We start from the raw sequence: 15892 nt of genomic DNA, 5'->3' as shown, positions 1-15892 counted from the left end.
TTGCAAAACCTGAGGTAGGTTTTTAAGCAAAAAAATGAGGTGGTAGTTGTAACTGGCTCATTTTGAATTCAAAAAAATAGCATTAGACTTGATGCGCAGATGGTCTTATCCTCAAAGTGTATATTATGGTAGCTTCCTTCCCCGGTTTAGTGCCGATTGCGTATATGCTAGCGAAACAACCCAACAAATAGATGAGTGTAGTAGTGCATGCCAGCAGCCCGTCGGGGTATGTGGCCCAGATAAAAATGGAAGAACAGTCCTTTACAATTGACGAATCAGGTATAGACGAAGGTATAAAAACGGGCCCCGACCCGGACGATTACATCCTAAGTGCATTGGGAGCCTGCACCGTGATTACGCTGCATATGTACGCCCGACGAAAAAAATGGGAGTTGGAAAGGGCTGAAGTCAGTTTGCACATGGAGTCTTTGGCCAGTGGCACAAACCCTGGTGTAAGCAGTAACAATGGAAACGGAAAGCAGATCGTGAAAACGCTCCGTTTGTCGGGTAAACTCAGTCCGGAGCAAATAAAAAGGCTGGAGGACATTTCTTCACGATGCCCGGTGCAACGCACCCTGGAGTCAGGTATAGCGATACGGACTGTATTGGAGAAAGACAGCGCAACGGATTAGTGGAGCAAGGCTGATTCCAGTTCGAAGTACTCTTCCAAACTGTGATCTCCAACAGCAGGCGCAATACAATCATCCTTAGAAACGGCCAGCATGTAGGCGATTTTATCGTACAGGCTCCTGCTCATCAGTCGGACAAATGGGAGCAGCGGCTCAACGAGTTCAAACGGAATTTCTGATATCCGGCCACTGTAGCCGACGGCCTCACAGGCTATGTGGATCAACTCGCGTCGGGAGTAAGTTAATTTTCCCCCGAGCGGCAGCGTTTGGTTTGCCTGCCCAATACAGGATACGGCAACTTTGGCGACATCCCCTTCATAGATCGGGTTTACTGTTTTGTCACCTTTCCCGAAAAAGCCCACCCGTCCTTTGCGGGCCATGTATACAAGCTCATCCAAGGCAGAAAAGAGGGCAACAGGCTGCAGTATGGTATAGGATATTCCGCTGCTGCGCAAGGCATTTTCAAAGTCGTTGTGTGCCTTGAAATAGGCTAGGCTAGCATACCTGTCAGCACCATAGACGGAGATGTAAATAAACTGCGACACGCCTGCCTTTTGGGCTTCACCAAGCAGGTTCAGGTTTGCTTTGTAATCAATATCCAGAAAGGAACCGTGACTCTGACTGCGAAGACTTGTGTTTTTGCCGATAGCCGAAATGACCACCTTCACACCGGCGCAGCAACCTGCCAAAGATTCTCGCTTTGTGGCGTCTGCCAGCACAAGTTCTTCCGGATCAGGGAACAGTGCCTGTGCTTTCTTGAGATTGCGTGCCAGCACGCGCACATCATAGCCCTGCAGTTTAAGCTCCCGGAAGATATACTTCCCCAATTGCCCGGTGGCACCGGCCAGTAGAATTTTTTTCATAGTGTAGGTTTTGTATGGTTCGGCGAGCTTGAATATACGTTGTAACTTTTTGATTTGCAATCTTTTAAGGTATAATTTAAACCCTCTATACCTGTAAAAACATGCTTTGGTTAAAAATTCCTATCTTCGTCTATCAAATTAAAACCTGTAACTGGCCATACCTTGTTTGTTTGTGCCGGTATCATAGCACATGATTATGTCTCCTAATAAAATCTATGCTGCCCTGCTTGCTACTAGTTTAGCATGGGGTATGGCTGCCTGTGTTCCGATCGAGCAACAAGGACAGACAACATCAGGTCAGCGTACACAGCAGTCGATCCGTTACGAAGATTACGTTTATGACCCTAGCATAAGGTCTGTGCAGTGCTATCGTGCTACGGGTGGCCCTGAAGCCGTGCTGGAGCCGGCTGTCATATCGCTTGGGCAGGAACAGCCCATTTTGCTCGAGTTTGACAGGCTGAACGCCGGCCCGCAGCGCCTGGTAGCCAAGCTGGTCTACTGCAATGCCGACTGGACACCCTCCGGTCTGAATGAGCAACAGTACCTCAACGATTTTAATGAGTTTTTTGTAACTGATGTCCAGAACTCCATCAGTACGCGCGTACCTTATGTGCACTATCGCTTCCGGGTACCCCGTGTAAAGCTAAGCGGCAATTATGTGTTGCAGGTAAGTGAGGAGGGGGGCGGCCTTCTGCTGACACGCCGTTTCTTGGTGTACCAGAACCTGGTGGCTGTAACCGCAAAACTGGGCGCACCCATGGGACCAAACGGGAAGGAGGCCCGTCAACCGATTGAGTTCAATGTATTCTATAAAGACTATGCGTTGGTAAACCCGTCGCAGGAAGTGCGGGCCGTCATGCGCCAAAACCATCGTTGGGACAATGCCAAGGTATACCCGAGACCTACCTTCGTGCGGGATGACCAGCGTCGCCTGGAGTATGTGTTCTTTGAGGCAAGTGAGCATTTCAAGGGGCTGAGTGAGTTCCGCCCCTTTGACACGCGCAGCATTCGTTACAAAGGTATAGGCGTAGACCAGATCAACCTGGAAGCTTCGCCCGTTCACGTTCTGCTGCAGGCTGACCGCAGCCGTGATGGCCTGGCCTATAGCCAGGACCCGGATGTGAACGGAAAACAGCTCTATGGCAACCGGGAGTATGGTAACTCCATTGTGAATGCCGATTATACCTGGGTGGATTTTGAGCTGAGAACAGGAGAGGTGCAGAACGGAAGTGTTTATATTCTGGGAGGCCTTACAGACTGGCAGCTAAATGAGGAATCACGTATGCGCTACGATCAGGAGCAGCAAGCCTATTCCGGGCGTTTGTTGCTGAAGCAAGGCTATTACAACTATTACTATGCCCTTAAACAGAACAACAGCAATACCCTTGACGTCAGTTATTTCGAGGGCAGCCATTTTGCTACCGGCAATACTTATGATATTCTCATCTACTATCGCCCACCGGGGTCGCGTGCTGACTTGCTTATTGGCTATGAGGAATTGTCCTTTAACAGAAGATAGCGACCAGTTGACAGGAAACACATAGGCAGATGGATGTAAGAAACGCTTATAACGCCTGGGCTGAGCAGTATGACACGAACAAGAACCGTACCCGTGATCTGGAAGGTATAGCTCTGCGTAAGGTGTTGGCTGGGGTAGCCTTTGATAGTTGCCTGGAAATTGGTTGTGGGACGGGTAAGAACACTATGTGGCTGCTGGATAAAGCCCGGTATGTCGCAGCGGTAGACTTATCGGAAGGTATGCTGGCGAAAGCAAAGGCCAAGGTTAATAATAATCGTGTAGACTTTATCCAGGCTGACATTACCCGGGACTGGCAATTTACGGATACACGTTTCGACTTGGTAACCTTTAGCCTGGTGCTGGAGCATATCAGTGATCTGGGCCATGTTTTTGCTCAGGCGGCCAACGTGCTAAGGCCAGGTGGTTATGTGTATGTGGGGGAGTTGCATCCGTTCAAGCAGTACGCAGGTACCAAAGCCCGTTTTGACACGTCCGAGGGGCGCCAGGAGGTGCCTTGCTATACTCATCATGTTTCCGATTTTGTGCAGGCTGCCAACCAAAGCGGGTTCTCGCTGCAAGGTATAGAAGAGTTCTTTGACGAAGCGGACCGTACAACCTTACTGCGTATTCTTAGCCTGCTTTTGCAGAAAAACTAGCACCTCAACTTGTTAATGATAATTTGTACAGTCAGGGTTAAATCAGCATCCATTCAGGTCTAATTCCTGATTATTGAGGTCAATTTGTTTGGTGCATTCCCCACAGGTATAGGCATAAAAAAAAGCGCCAGCGATAACACCGGCGCTTTTAACATATGGGAATGTATTTATACGTTAAATCGGAAGTGCATGATATCTCCGTCCTGCACCACGTAGTCTTTTCCTTCTACCGCCATTTTACCGGCTTCCTTTATCTTGGCTTCCGTTTTGTACTCCTGGTAGTCCTTCAACTTAATTACCTCGGCACGGATAAAGCCCTTCTCGAAGTCAGAGTGGATCACACCCGCAGCAGCCGGAGCTTTCCAGCCTTTTCCGATCGTCCAGGCACGCACTTCCTTCACACCCGCGGTGAAGTAAGTGATCAGGTCCAACAGCTCGTAAGACGCACGGATTAGTTTGTTCAGCCCAGACTCTTTCAGTCCATACTCAGATAGGAACATTTCCTTCTCCTCTGGGTCGGTTAGTTCTGCGATCTGTGCTTCGATGGAGGCTGAGATTAATACCACCTGCGCATTCTCGTTTTTTACGTGCTCGGCCAGTGCGTTGGAATACTCGTTGCCATCGTTCATGGAGTTTTCGTCCACGTTGGCTGCGTAGATTACCGGCTTGTCAGTGAGCAGGTTTAGTTCGCTCACAGTCTCTTTGTCATCTTCTGTAGCCTCCAGGCTGCGGGCATTGAGGCCCTGCTCCAGGTGGTTCTTATATTTTTCCAGACTAGCCAGTTCTTTCTTGGCTTTTGCGTCGCCTGCTTTAGCCGATCGCTGTACCTTGATCATCATCTTTTCGATGGACTCCAGGTCTTTCAGCTGCAGTTCCGTGTCAATTATTTCCTTGTCGGAGATAGGATCGACCTTACCGGCTACGTGTACAATGTTAGGGTCTTCGAAGCAGCGCACAACATGGATGATGGCATCTACCTCACGAATATTCGCCAGGAATTTGTTGCCAAGCCCTTCGCCTTTGCTGGCTCCTTTCACGAGTCCGGCGATGTCTACAAACTCGATCACGGTAGGCAGTACACGTTGCGGGTTCACCAGTTCTTCCAGAATCTGCAAGCGCTCATCGGGCACCGTAATCACACCCACGTTGGGCTCGATGGTGCAGAAAGGGTAGTTGGCAGATTCTGCCTTGGCATTAGAAATAGCGTTGAACAAAGTAGACTTGCCTACATTGGGCAGTCCTACGATTCCGCATCTTAGTCCCATTAATTCTTATCGTTTAATATCAGGGCGCAAAGATACAAATTTTCGGGGAGTTTCAGAGGAGGGGAGAGGCATAAAAAAAGCCCATGGTTTCCCATGAGCCTCTCTATAGCTAAACTAAAAAAAACAAGTACTTATTCCCACTTCAGTTCTTCGTCAAAAGAAACTTCAGCCTCGGCAACAGCCACAGGAAGTTCGCTGGACACTGTCGGGTTTTCGAGTGAGGCGAGGGCCTCTTCCGTCAAAAGTTCTGATTTAACGTGATCGATTGTGCCCTGCAGCGCTTCCATAAACTTCACGAAATCCTCTTTGTAAAGGAAGATCTTATGCTTCTCGTACGAGAACTCATCATCCTTGAACTTGCGCTTACTTTCTGTGATAGTCACATAAAAGTCGTTAGAGCGAGTTGACTTCACATCAAAGAAATACGTTCTCTTCCCGGCTCTTACTCTTTGGGAATAAATTTCTGCTTTTTCGTTGTTCTCTTCCACCGTTTATAAGACGTTAAATTCAACTTTCTAAGCCTAAAAGTAACATATTGTTCTGATATATAAAAATTTTTGAATTTAAAATTTAGCAATTAAATAGGCTATTGATAATAAATTATATATTTGCGATGAACCAAATATAGTATATCATGAATATCTATTCACTTATACTAGTATTTCTGCTTTCTTTTCCTGCTGGCCGCACCCTTTACTCCGCTGACGGAAAGGCTTCCTTTTATGCGGATCGGATGCATGGCAGTCGCACCGCAAGTGGTGAGCGCTACAACAAAAACCAGCTCACTGCAGCCCATGCTTCCCTGCCATTCGATACTTACGTGCAGGTCACCAACACCCGTAACGGTAAGTCGGTTGTGGTGCGCATCAACGACCGCATGGCCCATAGCCGACACCGGGTTATTGATATTTCGAAGGCGGCTGCCCAGCAGATTGACCTGATTCGGGCAGGTATAGCGCCGGTGCAGGTACAGGAGTTGCCTGGCAGCGGACAACCTGAAATGGCTACCATCGTTTCTGAGATAATGCCAACCGGAAAAAAACCGAAACTGAGTTTATGAAAAAGCCCCTCACACTTGCCGACGTTCAGAAATTCGAGAACATGGAGTTTCTGGCAAAGCAATTGGTGGAGGGCTTTATCACAGGTTTGCACCAATCACCTTACCATGGCTTCTCGGTAGAGTTTTCGGAACACCGGCTTTATAACAGTGGCGAAAGCACCCGTCACATCGACTGGAAGGTATACGCCCGCACCGATAAGCTGTTTGTGAAGCGTTTTGAAGAGGAAACCAACCTGCGCTGTCATATGCTGCTGGATGTGTCGCCTTCCATGTATTATCCGGTAGAGAACAAAGGTAAAATCACGTTCAGCATACTCTGTGCAGCGGCGCTGGCCACCTTGCTCCGGAAGCAGCGTGACGCGGTAGGGCTGGTGACCTTCGCCCAAGCCATCAGGCAGCAAACGCCTGTTCGCTCCACTGCCTCCCATCTCCATACCTTATTACTGCTACTCCAAAAGCAACTGGAAGAAACTCCTGTCCGGGAAGAAACCAATGTGCCGGAGGTGATCCACCAGATCGCACAGCAGATTCCGAAGCGCTCCCTTGTTGTGATCTTCAGCGACATGTTAGGCCGGCATGAGGACAGTGATGCCATCTTCGCGGCTTTGCAACACCTGAAACACCAGAAGCACGAGGTGCTCATCTTCCATGTGATGGATCGCAAAACTGAGGAGGAGTTTGATTTCGCAGAGCGCCCCTATGTGTTTGTGGATGTAGAAACGGGTCAGGAGCTAAAGTTGCAACCTTCACAGGTAAAGGAGCATTATCGCAGCGCTATAGCCAACTACAAACGTGAGTTGGAGCTGAAGTGCGGTCAGTACAAGATCGATTTTGTGCCGGTCGATATCAGTGAGCCATTCGACAAGGTGCTGTACAGTTACCTGGTGAAAAGGGCGAAAGTACGGTAGCTATACCTATTTTCTAGTTAAGCAGGTGCATTATTCAAAGACTGCCATAGGTACTTGCAGGCAATCGTTCGGTATGGCCGCCACTTCTCTGAAATTTCCAGCATCCTCACTCGTAAAGCTTTGCCTGTTTCCTCCAGTCCATACTGCCGCTTCATGGCATTTTGTATGCCCAGGTCATCCAATGGCATCACATCCGGTCTTTCCAGCGCAAACATGAGTAGCATTTCCACGGTCCAGCGTCCCACACCTTTAATCTGGGTCAGGTGTTGGATTAGGGCTTCATCTTCCATGGCGTCTATAATCGAGTGCTCCAGATTTCCTGCATGAGCAAATGCGGCAACATTCCGGATGTAGCCAATTTTCTGAAAGGAAAGTCCCGCCCCACGTAGCGTTTCATCGGATGAGTCTAACACGAGGTGGGGGTTCGGATACTGGTCAGGGTATAACTCCCTAAACCGCCCAAAAATAGTGGCAGCGGCCTTGGTGCTGAGTTGTTGTGAGACGATCGCACTCAAAAGTTTGAAGTACACGTCCTCCGACCTTGAGGATTCCAAAGGCTTTCCCCTGCTGATAACCTCCAAGATAACCGGATCATTGGAGAAAACAGCCATTACTTCGGGACTTGGGTAACTGGGCGAATTATTAATCGTCATCTTCAAAGCCTTCAGGTATAAGTTTAGGTATAGCCAGTGTCTATATCGCCACGTGTGTCTTATTCAGTTTGTGTAGTACTTGCAGGACATGTTGTAGCATGTCGTCGCTTACATCGAGGTGTGTGACAAAGCGCACCATTTGCGGTCCGAAACTGGAAGCACGTATACTGTTTTCTGCCAGTGCCGCTACAAAATCGACATCCTTATACCTGTCATTCAACTTAAAGATGACAATATTGGTCTGCACAGGCAGCACATACTCCACATAGTCAGCCTGGATCAGCATTGATTCTATTTCCTTGGCTTTGCGGTGGTCCTCGGCCAGGCGTTCAATGTTGTTTTCCAGGGCATAAATGCCAGCTGCGGCCAGGTAACCGCCCTGGCGTATTCCGCCTCCCAAAACCTTGCGGATGCGGCGTGATTTTTTGACAAATTCCTTTTTGCCCAGTAGCAGAGAGCCCACCGGCGCACCCAGTCCTTTGGAAAGGCAGATGGAGATGCTGTCGAAATAATTGCCATATGCCACCGCGTCTTCGCCTGAGGCTACCAGGGCGTTGAAAACCCGTGCACCATCCAGATGCAGCGCTATACCCTGGCGCTTGCAGACCTCTGAGATGGCCGCTATCTCCTCCAAGGTATAGAAGGCCCCTCCGCCTTTGTTGCAGGTGTTCTCCAGCGCTACCAGGCGGGTAGGAGGGTAGTGTATGTTATCCGGTCGTATATGGGCCTCCACCTGCGCAGGCGTCATTTTACCACGTTCCCCGTGCACCAGTGCCACCGAGGCACCGGAATTGAACATGATGCCGCCTCCCTCATACTGGTAAATGTGCGCCGTCACATCGCAGATTACCTCCGTCATCGGTTCGGTGTGGGCTTTGATGGCGATCTGGTTGGTCATGGTGCCGGAAGGGCAGAAGAGGCCGGCCTCCATGCCAAACATGGCGGCTGCTTTCTGTTCAAGGGCATTTATGGTCGGGTCTTCCTCATATACATCGTCGCCTACCTGGGCGGCAAACATGGCCTGTAGCATGCCGGGCGTAGGCTTGGTCACGGTATCTGAACGGAGATCGGTTATGTTCATATCGAATTTGATTCTAGAAATACTTTACTTTGTAAAAATAATAACTTACTTTTGCCCTTCAAATTTAAATTTTGCAACGATGGGAGTTACTAGACTTAAAAGAAAAGACCGTAAGAATAAGGCAAGAGCAAACAACAAGGTTGCCAGAATTAAGCAATTGCTTTTGACGCCTGTTATTAAGAACGTTGACATGGACGAGCTGCGTGCTCAGTTCGGTGAAGCGCCAAAGAACAAAGTAGAAGAAACTTCTGCTGAGTAGTCCTTTTACGGCAAAGTAAAACCATCTGCCTGCCAACGCTGTGTAAGCTTCGGTTGGCGGGTTTTCCAAAGATTTCAAAGTGTGCTTGCACCAGCAGGCACGCTTTTTTTATGCCCTTTTGCCTAACTCAATCACTTGCAGGTCACGCACTTGCCCTTGCTCAATGGCAAATCGGACCATGGTCCGCACCTTGTGAAAGCCGTGCTTGCCCGCTGCACCCGGGTTAATGTGCAGCAGGTTGCCCAGACTTTTGTCGGGCATGATTTTAAGAATGTGCGAATGGCCTGTTATGTAAAGCTGGGGCGGATTGGAACGTATTTCATGGCGAACATCGGGGTGGTATTTTACCGGATAGCCGCCGATGTGCGTCATCATCACATCCAGTCCTTCCACTTCAAAACGAAGCACTTTCGGGTATAGCTGCCGGATGTCCTGGCCGTCTATGTTGCCGAAGACACCCCGCAGCGGGGCCACCGCACGGAGTTGCTCTGCTACCCGGGCAGTCCCAAAATCACCTGCATGCCAGATCTCATCGCGGTCGCTGAGGTAACGCAGGATCTGTTCGTCCAGGTAATCGTGGGTATCAGAGAGGAGGCCGATCTTCATGCTATACCTTCCAGGTTTCAGGCGATTTTCGCCATTCCGCCAGTGTTGGCATGGCTGATTCAGGTATATAGCCATTTTGCATAGCAGCTTCAGTCAAAGCCTGGTAATCGCTCAGGCAGTGCAAAGGAATTTCTGCCTCCTTAAAATTCTCTTCTGCCAGCGAAAAACCATAGGTGAATATAGCAGCCATACCAATGACATTGCCACCCGCCGAACGCACAGCTTCAGCAGCCTTTAGCGAACTGCCCCCCGTCGAGATCAGATCCTCTACCATCACCACTTTCTGGCCCGCTACCAGCTTGCCCTCGATCTGGTTAGCCATCCCGTGGCTCTTAGGTTGCGGACGCACATATAAGAATGGCATCTCCAACAGGTCGGCAACCAACACGCCCTGCGCTATACCTGCCGTTGCCACACCGGCAATAGCTTCTGCTTCCGGAAAATTTTCCTTCACCAGTTCGGCCAGCTGCTGTTTGATGTAGCTGCGTATATAGGGGAAGGAAAGTGTCACGCGGTTATCGCAATAAATAGGCGAATTCCATCCGGAGCTCCACTTAAAGGGCTGTTCCGGTCTTAGTTTCACGGCCTCTGTCTCGAGCAGGAAAGAGGCTACCTGATATGCTATCGTCTGATTATCCATGGACGAATTTAATAAATATTTCCCCTTTTTATGCCCCTATGATTTCTTTGGAGTGAAATATTGATTGATTTGTGTAAATTTCAAGCCTGTTAACCATGCACCATACCCCATGAACGTTTTTATTAACGATATTCCGCTTATCCTCAAAAAGTCGAACGAGAAGATACACCGCCATCATTACGACCTGGTGCTGGACGCCGATGACCACTTCTCTTCCAAGGACCTGATAGGTGACGTATTGATCAAACGGGTGGATACCCTGCTGATAGACAGGATAGTGCGCCTGATGGAGGTGAAAAAGCTAAAGAAGCTACGCTCCCTTACACTGGTCACAAACAAAAAGAAGCAGCTGATCGAACATCTGAAAGATCAGTTCAAAATAGTGAAAGCGGCCGGTGGGTTGGTGCTGAAAGAGGGCAAGATTCTGATGATCTACCGCCTGGGTGTGTGGGACCTGCCTAAAGGAAAGCTGAACAAACGCGAAAAAACACTGGACGGTGCCCTGCGTGAAGTAGAAGAGGAGTGCAACATTAAAGTGGAGTCGCTCGAGAAACTGCCTAAAACCTGGCATTCCTATGCTTACAAAGGCAAAAAGATCCTGAAGAAAACCAGTTGGTTCCTGATGAACTGCACCGATGACAGCCTGATGAAGCCGCAAGCGGAGGAGTTTATTGAGGAGGTGCGCTGGATGACACCCGAGGAGGCGATGGAAGTGTTACCCAAAGCCTATACCTCTATTGCCTTTATTGTGCGGGAATATCTGCAATCTTTGAAATCGGGAAAGGTATAAACTCATCCACATTGCCACCGAAGCGGTGGATTTCACGGATAATGGTGGAACTGATGGCAGCCAGTGCAGGCGATGTGATCAGGAAAACCGTTTCCAGCTCCTTGTTGATGTGACGGTTTGCCTGTGCGATGGTATTTTCATACTCGAAGTCGGTGGTATTGCGCAAGCCCCTGAGCAGAAAATTGGCCCCCACCTCATGGGCAAACTCCGCTGTGAGGCCTTTGTAAGACTGCACCGAAATATTGTGCTGATCCTTGAAAATCTCCTCGATAATCTCCACCATTTTCTCCACGGGTATGTAGCGGTTCTTGACACTATTATTGCCGATTGCGATTACAATCTCATCGAACATACGAGTACCTCGAAGCACCACATCCAGGTGTCCGTTAGTGAAAGGATCAAAAGACCCCGGGAAAATGGCGATTTTCTTCATGTAACTTTTTAAAGTTTAATTGCTAAATGGTTTATTCGTTAACCAAGGAACTGCTGTTCGTGCAGCACTATTTACTGGAACAACAATTTAACAATCAACAATTTAACAATTAGTTTTATTCACAAAAATGCAGGCTGTAGAGTTCGAAGTAGCGGTGTTCAAACATGTCGTCGAACTTGTAGCTGTACCCCACATCTGCAGGGCGCTTGCCGAACCGAACCTGGCGAATATATTTTTTTAATGTGTTGAAGAGACTGGAGTCATGTGTGATGTCGCCCCAAACGGTTATTGTCTCCTGTTCCGGGTTCATTTTCTGTTCCTGCATCACAAAAATGACGAAGTAAATGAAGTCCTCGGGGCTCAGGTAATGGAACACATTGCAGAATTGCAGGCCATTTTCGTCAACAACCAATATGGTGTCGTAATTACGTTCCACGAACAGCTGCATACTACGGCCATCTTTGCGGTCATTCTGATGCAGCGCACTGCGAATAAGAGAGCTGGTATGGTGCACAAACTGAACGCTACGCTCCGGAAACAGGCTTTGTGCCATGCGGTAGACCACACCATCTACGGCAAAAATGTTGACTACTTCAGGGCCACAGGCGCGGTTGTACAGGATGACGTGCTGCTTTGGGTCCAGGTCGCTGTGCAGTTGCAGATAATCCTCCTGGTGGGCCGGATCGAAGAGCGTTTCGGGCACGAGCGTGAAATACTGGTTGCTAACACTAATGCGCACGTTTAGCCAGCGTTGCTCCTGCAAAACAGGGCTATGTGCGGCAATCAGGTTTAGCTGCTCGGCCACCTGCAGCGGGGTGAATACCGTGATGAGCTCATAATCTTCCAGCACCACAAACTTATTGCGCTCCACATCGACCACGGCAAAACGAACAGCCTTCGCGCTGATGGCTATATATAGATTGCAATTGCCTGCCTGCGAAAGTTGAAAGGCCTCATCCTTAATTTGGTGAGACAGCCGAAAATGTGTGTTGATGGTATCCAAAGTTAAGTGCGCTCAGTATGGCTAGATTATGCTATGCAAGTATAATAAAAATATGGCAATAGGGCAGCAAGGGCGGCATCAGTTAAGGAAATGATGCGGCATGCCGAAAAGGTCATCCATCGAAAAAAGATAATGCAGGATGCGATGTTTGTCGGCTAGCGGAATTTTACGGATCTCCTCCAGACTTAAAAAAGACACTTCCTCAATCAGTTGATGTTCGGCAGCGGCTTCCGGGTCTGAGCCGGTGTTCAACTCACCACTTACGACTTCCAATTCAAAAAACAGCTCCACGGCCTGCAGTGGATCTTCCCGGAACTCATTCACGAAAAGAAATCGCTTTACTTTCGTTTGAAGACCCGTCTCTTCGAGCACTTCACGGAGCAGGCAGGCTTCGATGGTCTCACCAAACTGTAGCCCGCCCCCGGGAGGAGCCCAGAAAGCCTGGTTCTTTACAGTTGCCTGATGACGGACCAGTAATAATTTATTATCCTGCAGACAAATGCCACAGACGCGCACTCTCACCTGGTGGGCATAGGCGGCAGTGTTAGGGTTTAGCATATTCATGTTTGCGATAGCGGGGTATAGGTGGTAAATTTACAAAATGATTCAGACGTTTAACCCCGATTTCCGGGCTGATATAAAAGAAAAACTGGAACGCCAGGAGTTTATGAAGCTGATGGGCTTCCAGGTAACCAAAATTGAGGTTGGTAGAGTAGAGGGGGAATTGGTGCTGGAGCAACGGCACCGACAACACAAGGGCTTTGCCCATGGCGGCGTAATCGCTACACTGGCAGACATTGTGGCTGGATTTGCAGCGGTTAGTCTAGTGCCTAAAGACCACCATGTGGTGACGGCCGAGATTAAAGTATCCTATTTTCACCCTGGGGTAGGCGATAAGCTCCTGGCCAAGGGTTTTGTGCTGAAGCAGGGCCGAAAACTGAATTTCTGCGAAGCAGAGGTATACGTGGTAACCAAAGGCAAGGAACCCCTGCTCATAGCCAAAGCCAGTACCTCCATGGCTACTATCACCCCGGAAGACCTGAAGCGAGTTTAAGATTTAGCGAGTTTATGAGTTTGAGATTGATAAAAATGATCTCTATTATAATTTAGTTTATCACTCCTAAACTCCATTTTAACTCCCTAACTCTTGAACTCTTTTAACACATTAATTCCTAAACTCAATTTATGCGTCCAGTAGAGGCACTTAGAACAAGTTTTCCGTTTGAGCCTACACAGGATCAGGCGCGGCTCTTTGCCAAACTTGACGAATTTATACAGAACAAAGGAGAGGACAAGTCGGTGTTTCTGCTGAAAGGCTACGCTGGTACCGGTAAAACAACCGTAGTGACCTCCCTGGTAAAGATTTTGAAAACATTCGGGTATAAGTATGTGCTGTTAGCCCCAACAGGCCGCGCTGCAAAGGTGATGGCTTCTTACAGTGGCAGAACAGCCTTCACGATACATAAGAAAATATACAGGCAGACCGCCAACCCTTATTCAGAAGGACTTTCCTTTACCAGACAACCTAATAAGGCAGAGAATACCTTTTTTATTGTGGATGAGGCCTCGATGATCTCTGATGACAGTGGCTTTGGACAGAACGGCCTGCTGCAGGACCTGCTCAGCTACGTGTTCGATAATAAGAGCAACAAACTGCTGCTGATTGGGGACACGGCACAGCTGCCACCGGTCAACCAGGTGATGAGTCCGTCTCTGAACGCAGACTACCTGAAACACAATTTCCGTTGCCAGGTGCAAGAGTTGGAGTTGCGGCAGGTGATGCGCCAGGCAGAGGCATCGGGCATCCTGATGAATGCGACCCAATTGCGAAACCAGTTACAGAACGCCACTCCGGAGGTCAAGCTGCACACCAAAGGCTGGCGCGATATTTACCGCATGACGGGCGAAAAACTGGAGGATGGTTTGCGCTACGCCTATGACAAGTTCGGTGTGGAGAATTCCATTGTAATCTGTCGGTCCAACAAAACCGCCAACCTGTATAACCAGCACATCAGGCGCCAGATCTTCTTTTCGGAGGATGAGATTGGTGTAGGGGATTACCTGATGATCGTGCGAAATAACTACTTCTGGTTGCCGAAAGACTCCAATATCGGTTTTATGGCAAACGGAGACTTTGTAGAGATCACCAAGATCATCCGGTACGAGGATATGTACGGATTCCGGTTTGCAGATGTGCGCGTGCGTTTCGTGGATTATCCCGATGAGGAGGAACTGGAGGTCAAGATCATGCTGGACACGCTATATACCGATGCCCCTGCGTTGCCAGCCGATCAGAACAAGAAACTTTATGAAGAGGTGCTGCAGGACCACATGGACATTAAAACCAAGAAGGACCGGGCTAAAAAGCTCAAGGAAAATCCATACCTTAATGCCCTACAAGTGAAGTTCGCCTATGCACTTACCTGCCATAAGGCACAGGGTGGCCAGTGGAAAGCGGTCTTCGTGGACCAAGGTTTCCTGAAAGATGATATGGTGAATGAGGAGTTCGCCCGCTGGCTCTATACGGCATTAACCCGATCGTCTGAAGAGCTATACCTGCTGAACTTTAGCAAGCAGCTTTTGGTTGACTGATATATCCATTTGATACCTTTGCAGATCGAAAACTTAACAGCAGATGTACCGTAACAGCATTATCTAACCCATTATACCCATGAAGCAAATAATCCTATCATTCGCAATGGCAGCCCTGGTAGCCAGTGGTGCCATCGCACAGCAAGGCCCAGCCAAACCAGCCGCTGCGCCGCAAGCGCAGGCTAAAGCAGGAGCAGCCATCACGTTTGACGCCACGGAGCATAACTTTGGAGATATCGCACAGGGCGATGTGGTGGAGCATACCTTTACGTTTACCAACACAGGTACGCAGCCGCTCATCATCGATCGGGTGGATGTGACCTGTGGCTGTACGACACGAGCCTGGACAAAGGAACCCGTGATGCCGGGCAAGACGGGTTTTGTGACTGCAAAGTATAACAGCACCGGTAGAATGGGCCAGCAGAAGAAAGCAATTACGATCCATTCGAATGCTACTAACGGTGCTTCCTATGTGTACATTGTCACGAACATAAAAGAGAAACCATCCTCAACTGCCAAGACGCAGTAAGCGGTACTACATACCTATCACAAAAAAGCCCTCTTTCAGGAGGGCTTTTTTGATGCATTAAAATATTTGCTGCTACAGCGACTTAAGTATGGCATAAAATAGCGCAGCCCATCCTACGATCAGGGAGAGGCCTCCAATCGGGGTGATGGCGCCAAGCCAGGTAATGCCGGTCATGCACAAGGTATAGAGGGAGCCTGAGAAGATGAGGATACCAATGAAAAAGGCCCAGGCCGCTACCTGAAGCGCTGGATGCTCTACCCGAAACAACAAAAGTCCGACGGCCAGCAATGCCAGGGTATGGTACATCTGGTATTTCACGGCTGTCTCAAAGGTGTCGACACGGTTAGTGGCTTGCAGCATGGGAGCCAGAGCATGGGCTCCGAATGCTCCGATCATTACGCTCAGG

The 15892-nt window shown here is 48.9% G+C and carries 21 protein-coding genes; 10 read left to right on the top strand and 11 right to left on the bottom strand.

The window, feature by feature from the left end:
* Window positions 1-191: 191 nt before the first annotated feature.
* Entirely contained in the window at window positions 192-632 is a 441-nt protein-coding gene (locus tag H9Q13_RS04110) for an OsmC family protein (protein WP_191182457.1), read from the top strand.
* Here H9Q13_RS04110 and H9Q13_RS04105 read toward each other — a convergent pair.
* Window positions 629-1492 (bottom strand): SDR family oxidoreductase, encoded by an 864-nt coding sequence (locus H9Q13_RS04105; protein WP_191182456.1) that lies wholly within the window; start codon window positions 1490-1492, stop codon window positions 629-631. The two genes, H9Q13_RS04110 and H9Q13_RS04105, sit on opposite strands and share 4 nt — an antisense overlap.
* Before the next feature lie 196 nt (window positions 1493-1688).
* Between H9Q13_RS04105 and H9Q13_RS04100 the strand changes: the two genes are divergently transcribed.
* Both H9Q13_RS04100 and H9Q13_RS04095 read left to right on the top strand, forming a co-directional pair.
* A complete protein-coding gene (locus tag H9Q13_RS04100; RefSeq protein WP_191182455.1) occupies window positions 1689-3011 on the top strand; it encodes a type IX secretion system plug protein in 1323 nt (440 codons plus the stop codon).
* Between the two features lie 29 nt (window positions 3012-3040).
* Window positions 3041-3667, top strand: coding sequence for a class I SAM-dependent methyltransferase (locus tag H9Q13_RS04095; RefSeq protein ID WP_191182454.1), 627 nt, complete (start codon window positions 3041-3043; stop codon window positions 3665-3667).
* Between the two features lie 167 nt (window positions 3668-3834).
* Here the strand turns inward: H9Q13_RS04095 and ychF are convergent, their stop codons facing one another.
* Window positions 3835-4932 carry a redox-regulated ATPase YchF gene (gene ychF / locus H9Q13_RS04090; protein WP_191182453.1) on the bottom strand — a complete coding sequence of 366 codons (1098 nt, stop codon included), beginning with the start codon at window positions 4930-4932 and terminating at the stop codon, window positions 3835-3837.
* 131 nt (window positions 4933-5063) lie between these two features.
* Complete coding sequence (locus H9Q13_RS04085; protein ID WP_191182452.1) at window positions 5064-5420, bottom strand: DUF3276 family protein; 357 nt, start codon at window positions 5418-5420, stop codon at window positions 5064-5066.
* A 146-nt stretch (window positions 5421-5566) separates the two neighbouring features.
* Here H9Q13_RS04085 and H9Q13_RS04080 point away from each other — a divergent pair, with 146 nt between their 5' ends.
* Window positions 5567-5992, top strand: coding sequence for a septal ring lytic transglycosylase RlpA family protein (locus H9Q13_RS04080; RefSeq protein WP_191182451.1), 426 nt, complete (start codon window positions 5567-5569; stop codon window positions 5990-5992).
* Window positions 5989-6900 (top strand): DUF58 domain-containing protein, encoded by a 912-nt coding sequence (locus H9Q13_RS04075; RefSeq protein ID WP_191182450.1) that lies wholly within the window; start codon window positions 5989-5991, stop codon window positions 6898-6900. The genes H9Q13_RS04080 and H9Q13_RS04075 overlap by 4 nt, the downstream gene beginning before the upstream one ends.
* A 17-nt stretch (window positions 6901-6917) precedes the next feature.
* Here H9Q13_RS04075 and H9Q13_RS04070 read toward each other — a convergent pair whose 3' ends face one another.
* Window positions 6918-7553, bottom strand: coding sequence for a DNA-3-methyladenine glycosylase family protein (locus H9Q13_RS04070; protein ID WP_191182449.1), 636 nt, complete (start codon window positions 7551-7553; stop codon window positions 6918-6920).
* A 40-nt stretch (window positions 7554-7593) separates the two neighbouring features.
* Entirely contained in the window at window positions 7594-8634 is a 1041-nt protein-coding gene (locus H9Q13_RS04065) for a threonine aldolase family protein (protein WP_191182448.1), read from the bottom strand.
* Between the two features lie 79 nt (window positions 8635-8713).
* On the opposite strand from H9Q13_RS04065, the gene H9Q13_RS04060 reads away from it, so the two are divergent.
* Window positions 8714-8893 (top strand): hypothetical protein, encoded by a 180-nt coding sequence (locus H9Q13_RS04060; protein ID WP_191182447.1) that lies wholly within the window; start codon window positions 8714-8716, stop codon window positions 8891-8893.
* A 108-nt stretch (window positions 8894-9001) separates the two neighbouring features.
* On the opposite strand, the gene H9Q13_RS04055 is transcribed toward H9Q13_RS04060, so the two are convergent.
* Window positions 9002-9499 (bottom strand): metallophosphoesterase family protein, encoded by a 498-nt coding sequence (locus H9Q13_RS04055; RefSeq protein ID WP_191182446.1) that lies wholly within the window; start codon window positions 9497-9499, stop codon window positions 9002-9004.
* 1 nt (window position 9500) lies between these two features.
* Complete coding sequence (gene pyrE / locus H9Q13_RS04050; RefSeq protein WP_224744044.1) at window positions 9501-10139, bottom strand: orotate phosphoribosyltransferase; 639 nt, start codon at window positions 10137-10139, stop codon at window positions 9501-9503.
* Between the two features lie 109 nt (window positions 10140-10248).
* Here pyrE and H9Q13_RS04045 point away from each other — a divergent pair, with 109 nt between their 5' ends.
* Window positions 10249-10929: an NUDIX hydrolase gene (locus H9Q13_RS04045; protein ID WP_191182445.1), complete on the top strand. Its 681-nt coding sequence runs from the start codon at window positions 10249-10251 to the stop codon at window positions 10927-10929.
* Here the strand turns inward: H9Q13_RS04045 and coaD are convergent.
* The 3 genes from coaD to H9Q13_RS04030 all read right to left on the bottom strand — a co-directional run bounded on the left by coaD (window position 10883) and on the right by H9Q13_RS04030 (window position 12929).
* Window positions 10883-11362 (bottom strand): pantetheine-phosphate adenylyltransferase, encoded by a 480-nt coding sequence (gene coaD / locus H9Q13_RS04040; protein WP_191182444.1) that lies wholly within the window; start codon window positions 11360-11362, stop codon window positions 10883-10885. The genes H9Q13_RS04045 and coaD overlap by 47 nt on opposite strands.
* Window positions 11363-11477: 115 nt before the next feature.
* Window positions 11478-12365: a DUF3822 family protein gene (locus H9Q13_RS04035; protein ID WP_191182443.1), complete on the bottom strand. Its 888-nt coding sequence runs from the start codon at window positions 12363-12365 to the stop codon at window positions 11478-11480.
* Window positions 12366-12443: 78 nt separating this feature from the next.
* Window positions 12444-12929, bottom strand: coding sequence for an NUDIX domain-containing protein (locus tag H9Q13_RS04030; protein ID WP_191182442.1), 486 nt, complete (start codon window positions 12927-12929; stop codon window positions 12444-12446).
* Between the two features lie 37 nt (window positions 12930-12966).
* Here H9Q13_RS04030 and H9Q13_RS04025 point away from each other — a divergent pair, with 37 nt between their 5' ends.
* The 3 genes from H9Q13_RS04025 to H9Q13_RS04015 all read left to right on the top strand — a co-directional run bounded on the left by H9Q13_RS04025 (window position 12967) and on the right by H9Q13_RS04015 (window position 15486).
* A complete protein-coding gene (locus H9Q13_RS04025; RefSeq protein WP_191182441.1) occupies window positions 12967-13419 on the top strand; it encodes a PaaI family thioesterase in 453 nt (150 codons plus the stop codon).
* A 131-nt stretch (window positions 13420-13550) separates the two neighbouring features.
* Window positions 13551-14957 carry an ATP-dependent DNA helicase gene (locus H9Q13_RS04020; RefSeq protein WP_191182440.1) on the top strand — a complete coding sequence of 469 codons (1407 nt, stop codon included), beginning with the start codon at window positions 13551-13553 and terminating at the stop codon, window positions 14955-14957.
* A 79-nt stretch (window positions 14958-15036) separates the two neighbouring features.
* Window positions 15037-15486: a DUF1573 domain-containing protein gene (locus H9Q13_RS04015; RefSeq protein WP_191182439.1), complete on the top strand. Its 450-nt coding sequence runs from the start codon at window positions 15037-15039 to the stop codon at window positions 15484-15486.
* 72 nt (window positions 15487-15558) lie between these two features.
* Here H9Q13_RS04015 and H9Q13_RS04010 read toward each other — a convergent pair whose 3' ends face one another.
* On the bottom strand, window positions 15559-15882 hold the full coding sequence (locus H9Q13_RS04010; RefSeq protein WP_191182675.1) for a DUF423 domain-containing protein: 324 nt from the start codon (window positions 15880-15882) through the stop codon (window positions 15559-15561).
* Window positions 15883-15892 lie beyond the last annotated feature (10 nt).

The sequence above is a fragment of the Pontibacter aquaedesilientis genome (assembly GCF_014773225.1).
Taxonomy (GTDB): domain Bacteria; phylum Bacteroidota; class Bacteroidia; order Cytophagales; family Hymenobacteraceae; genus Pontibacter; species Pontibacter aquaedesilientis.
The sequence above is the reverse complement of the archived record's forward strand: the minus strand, read 5'-3'. Positions and strand labels throughout refer to the sequence as shown.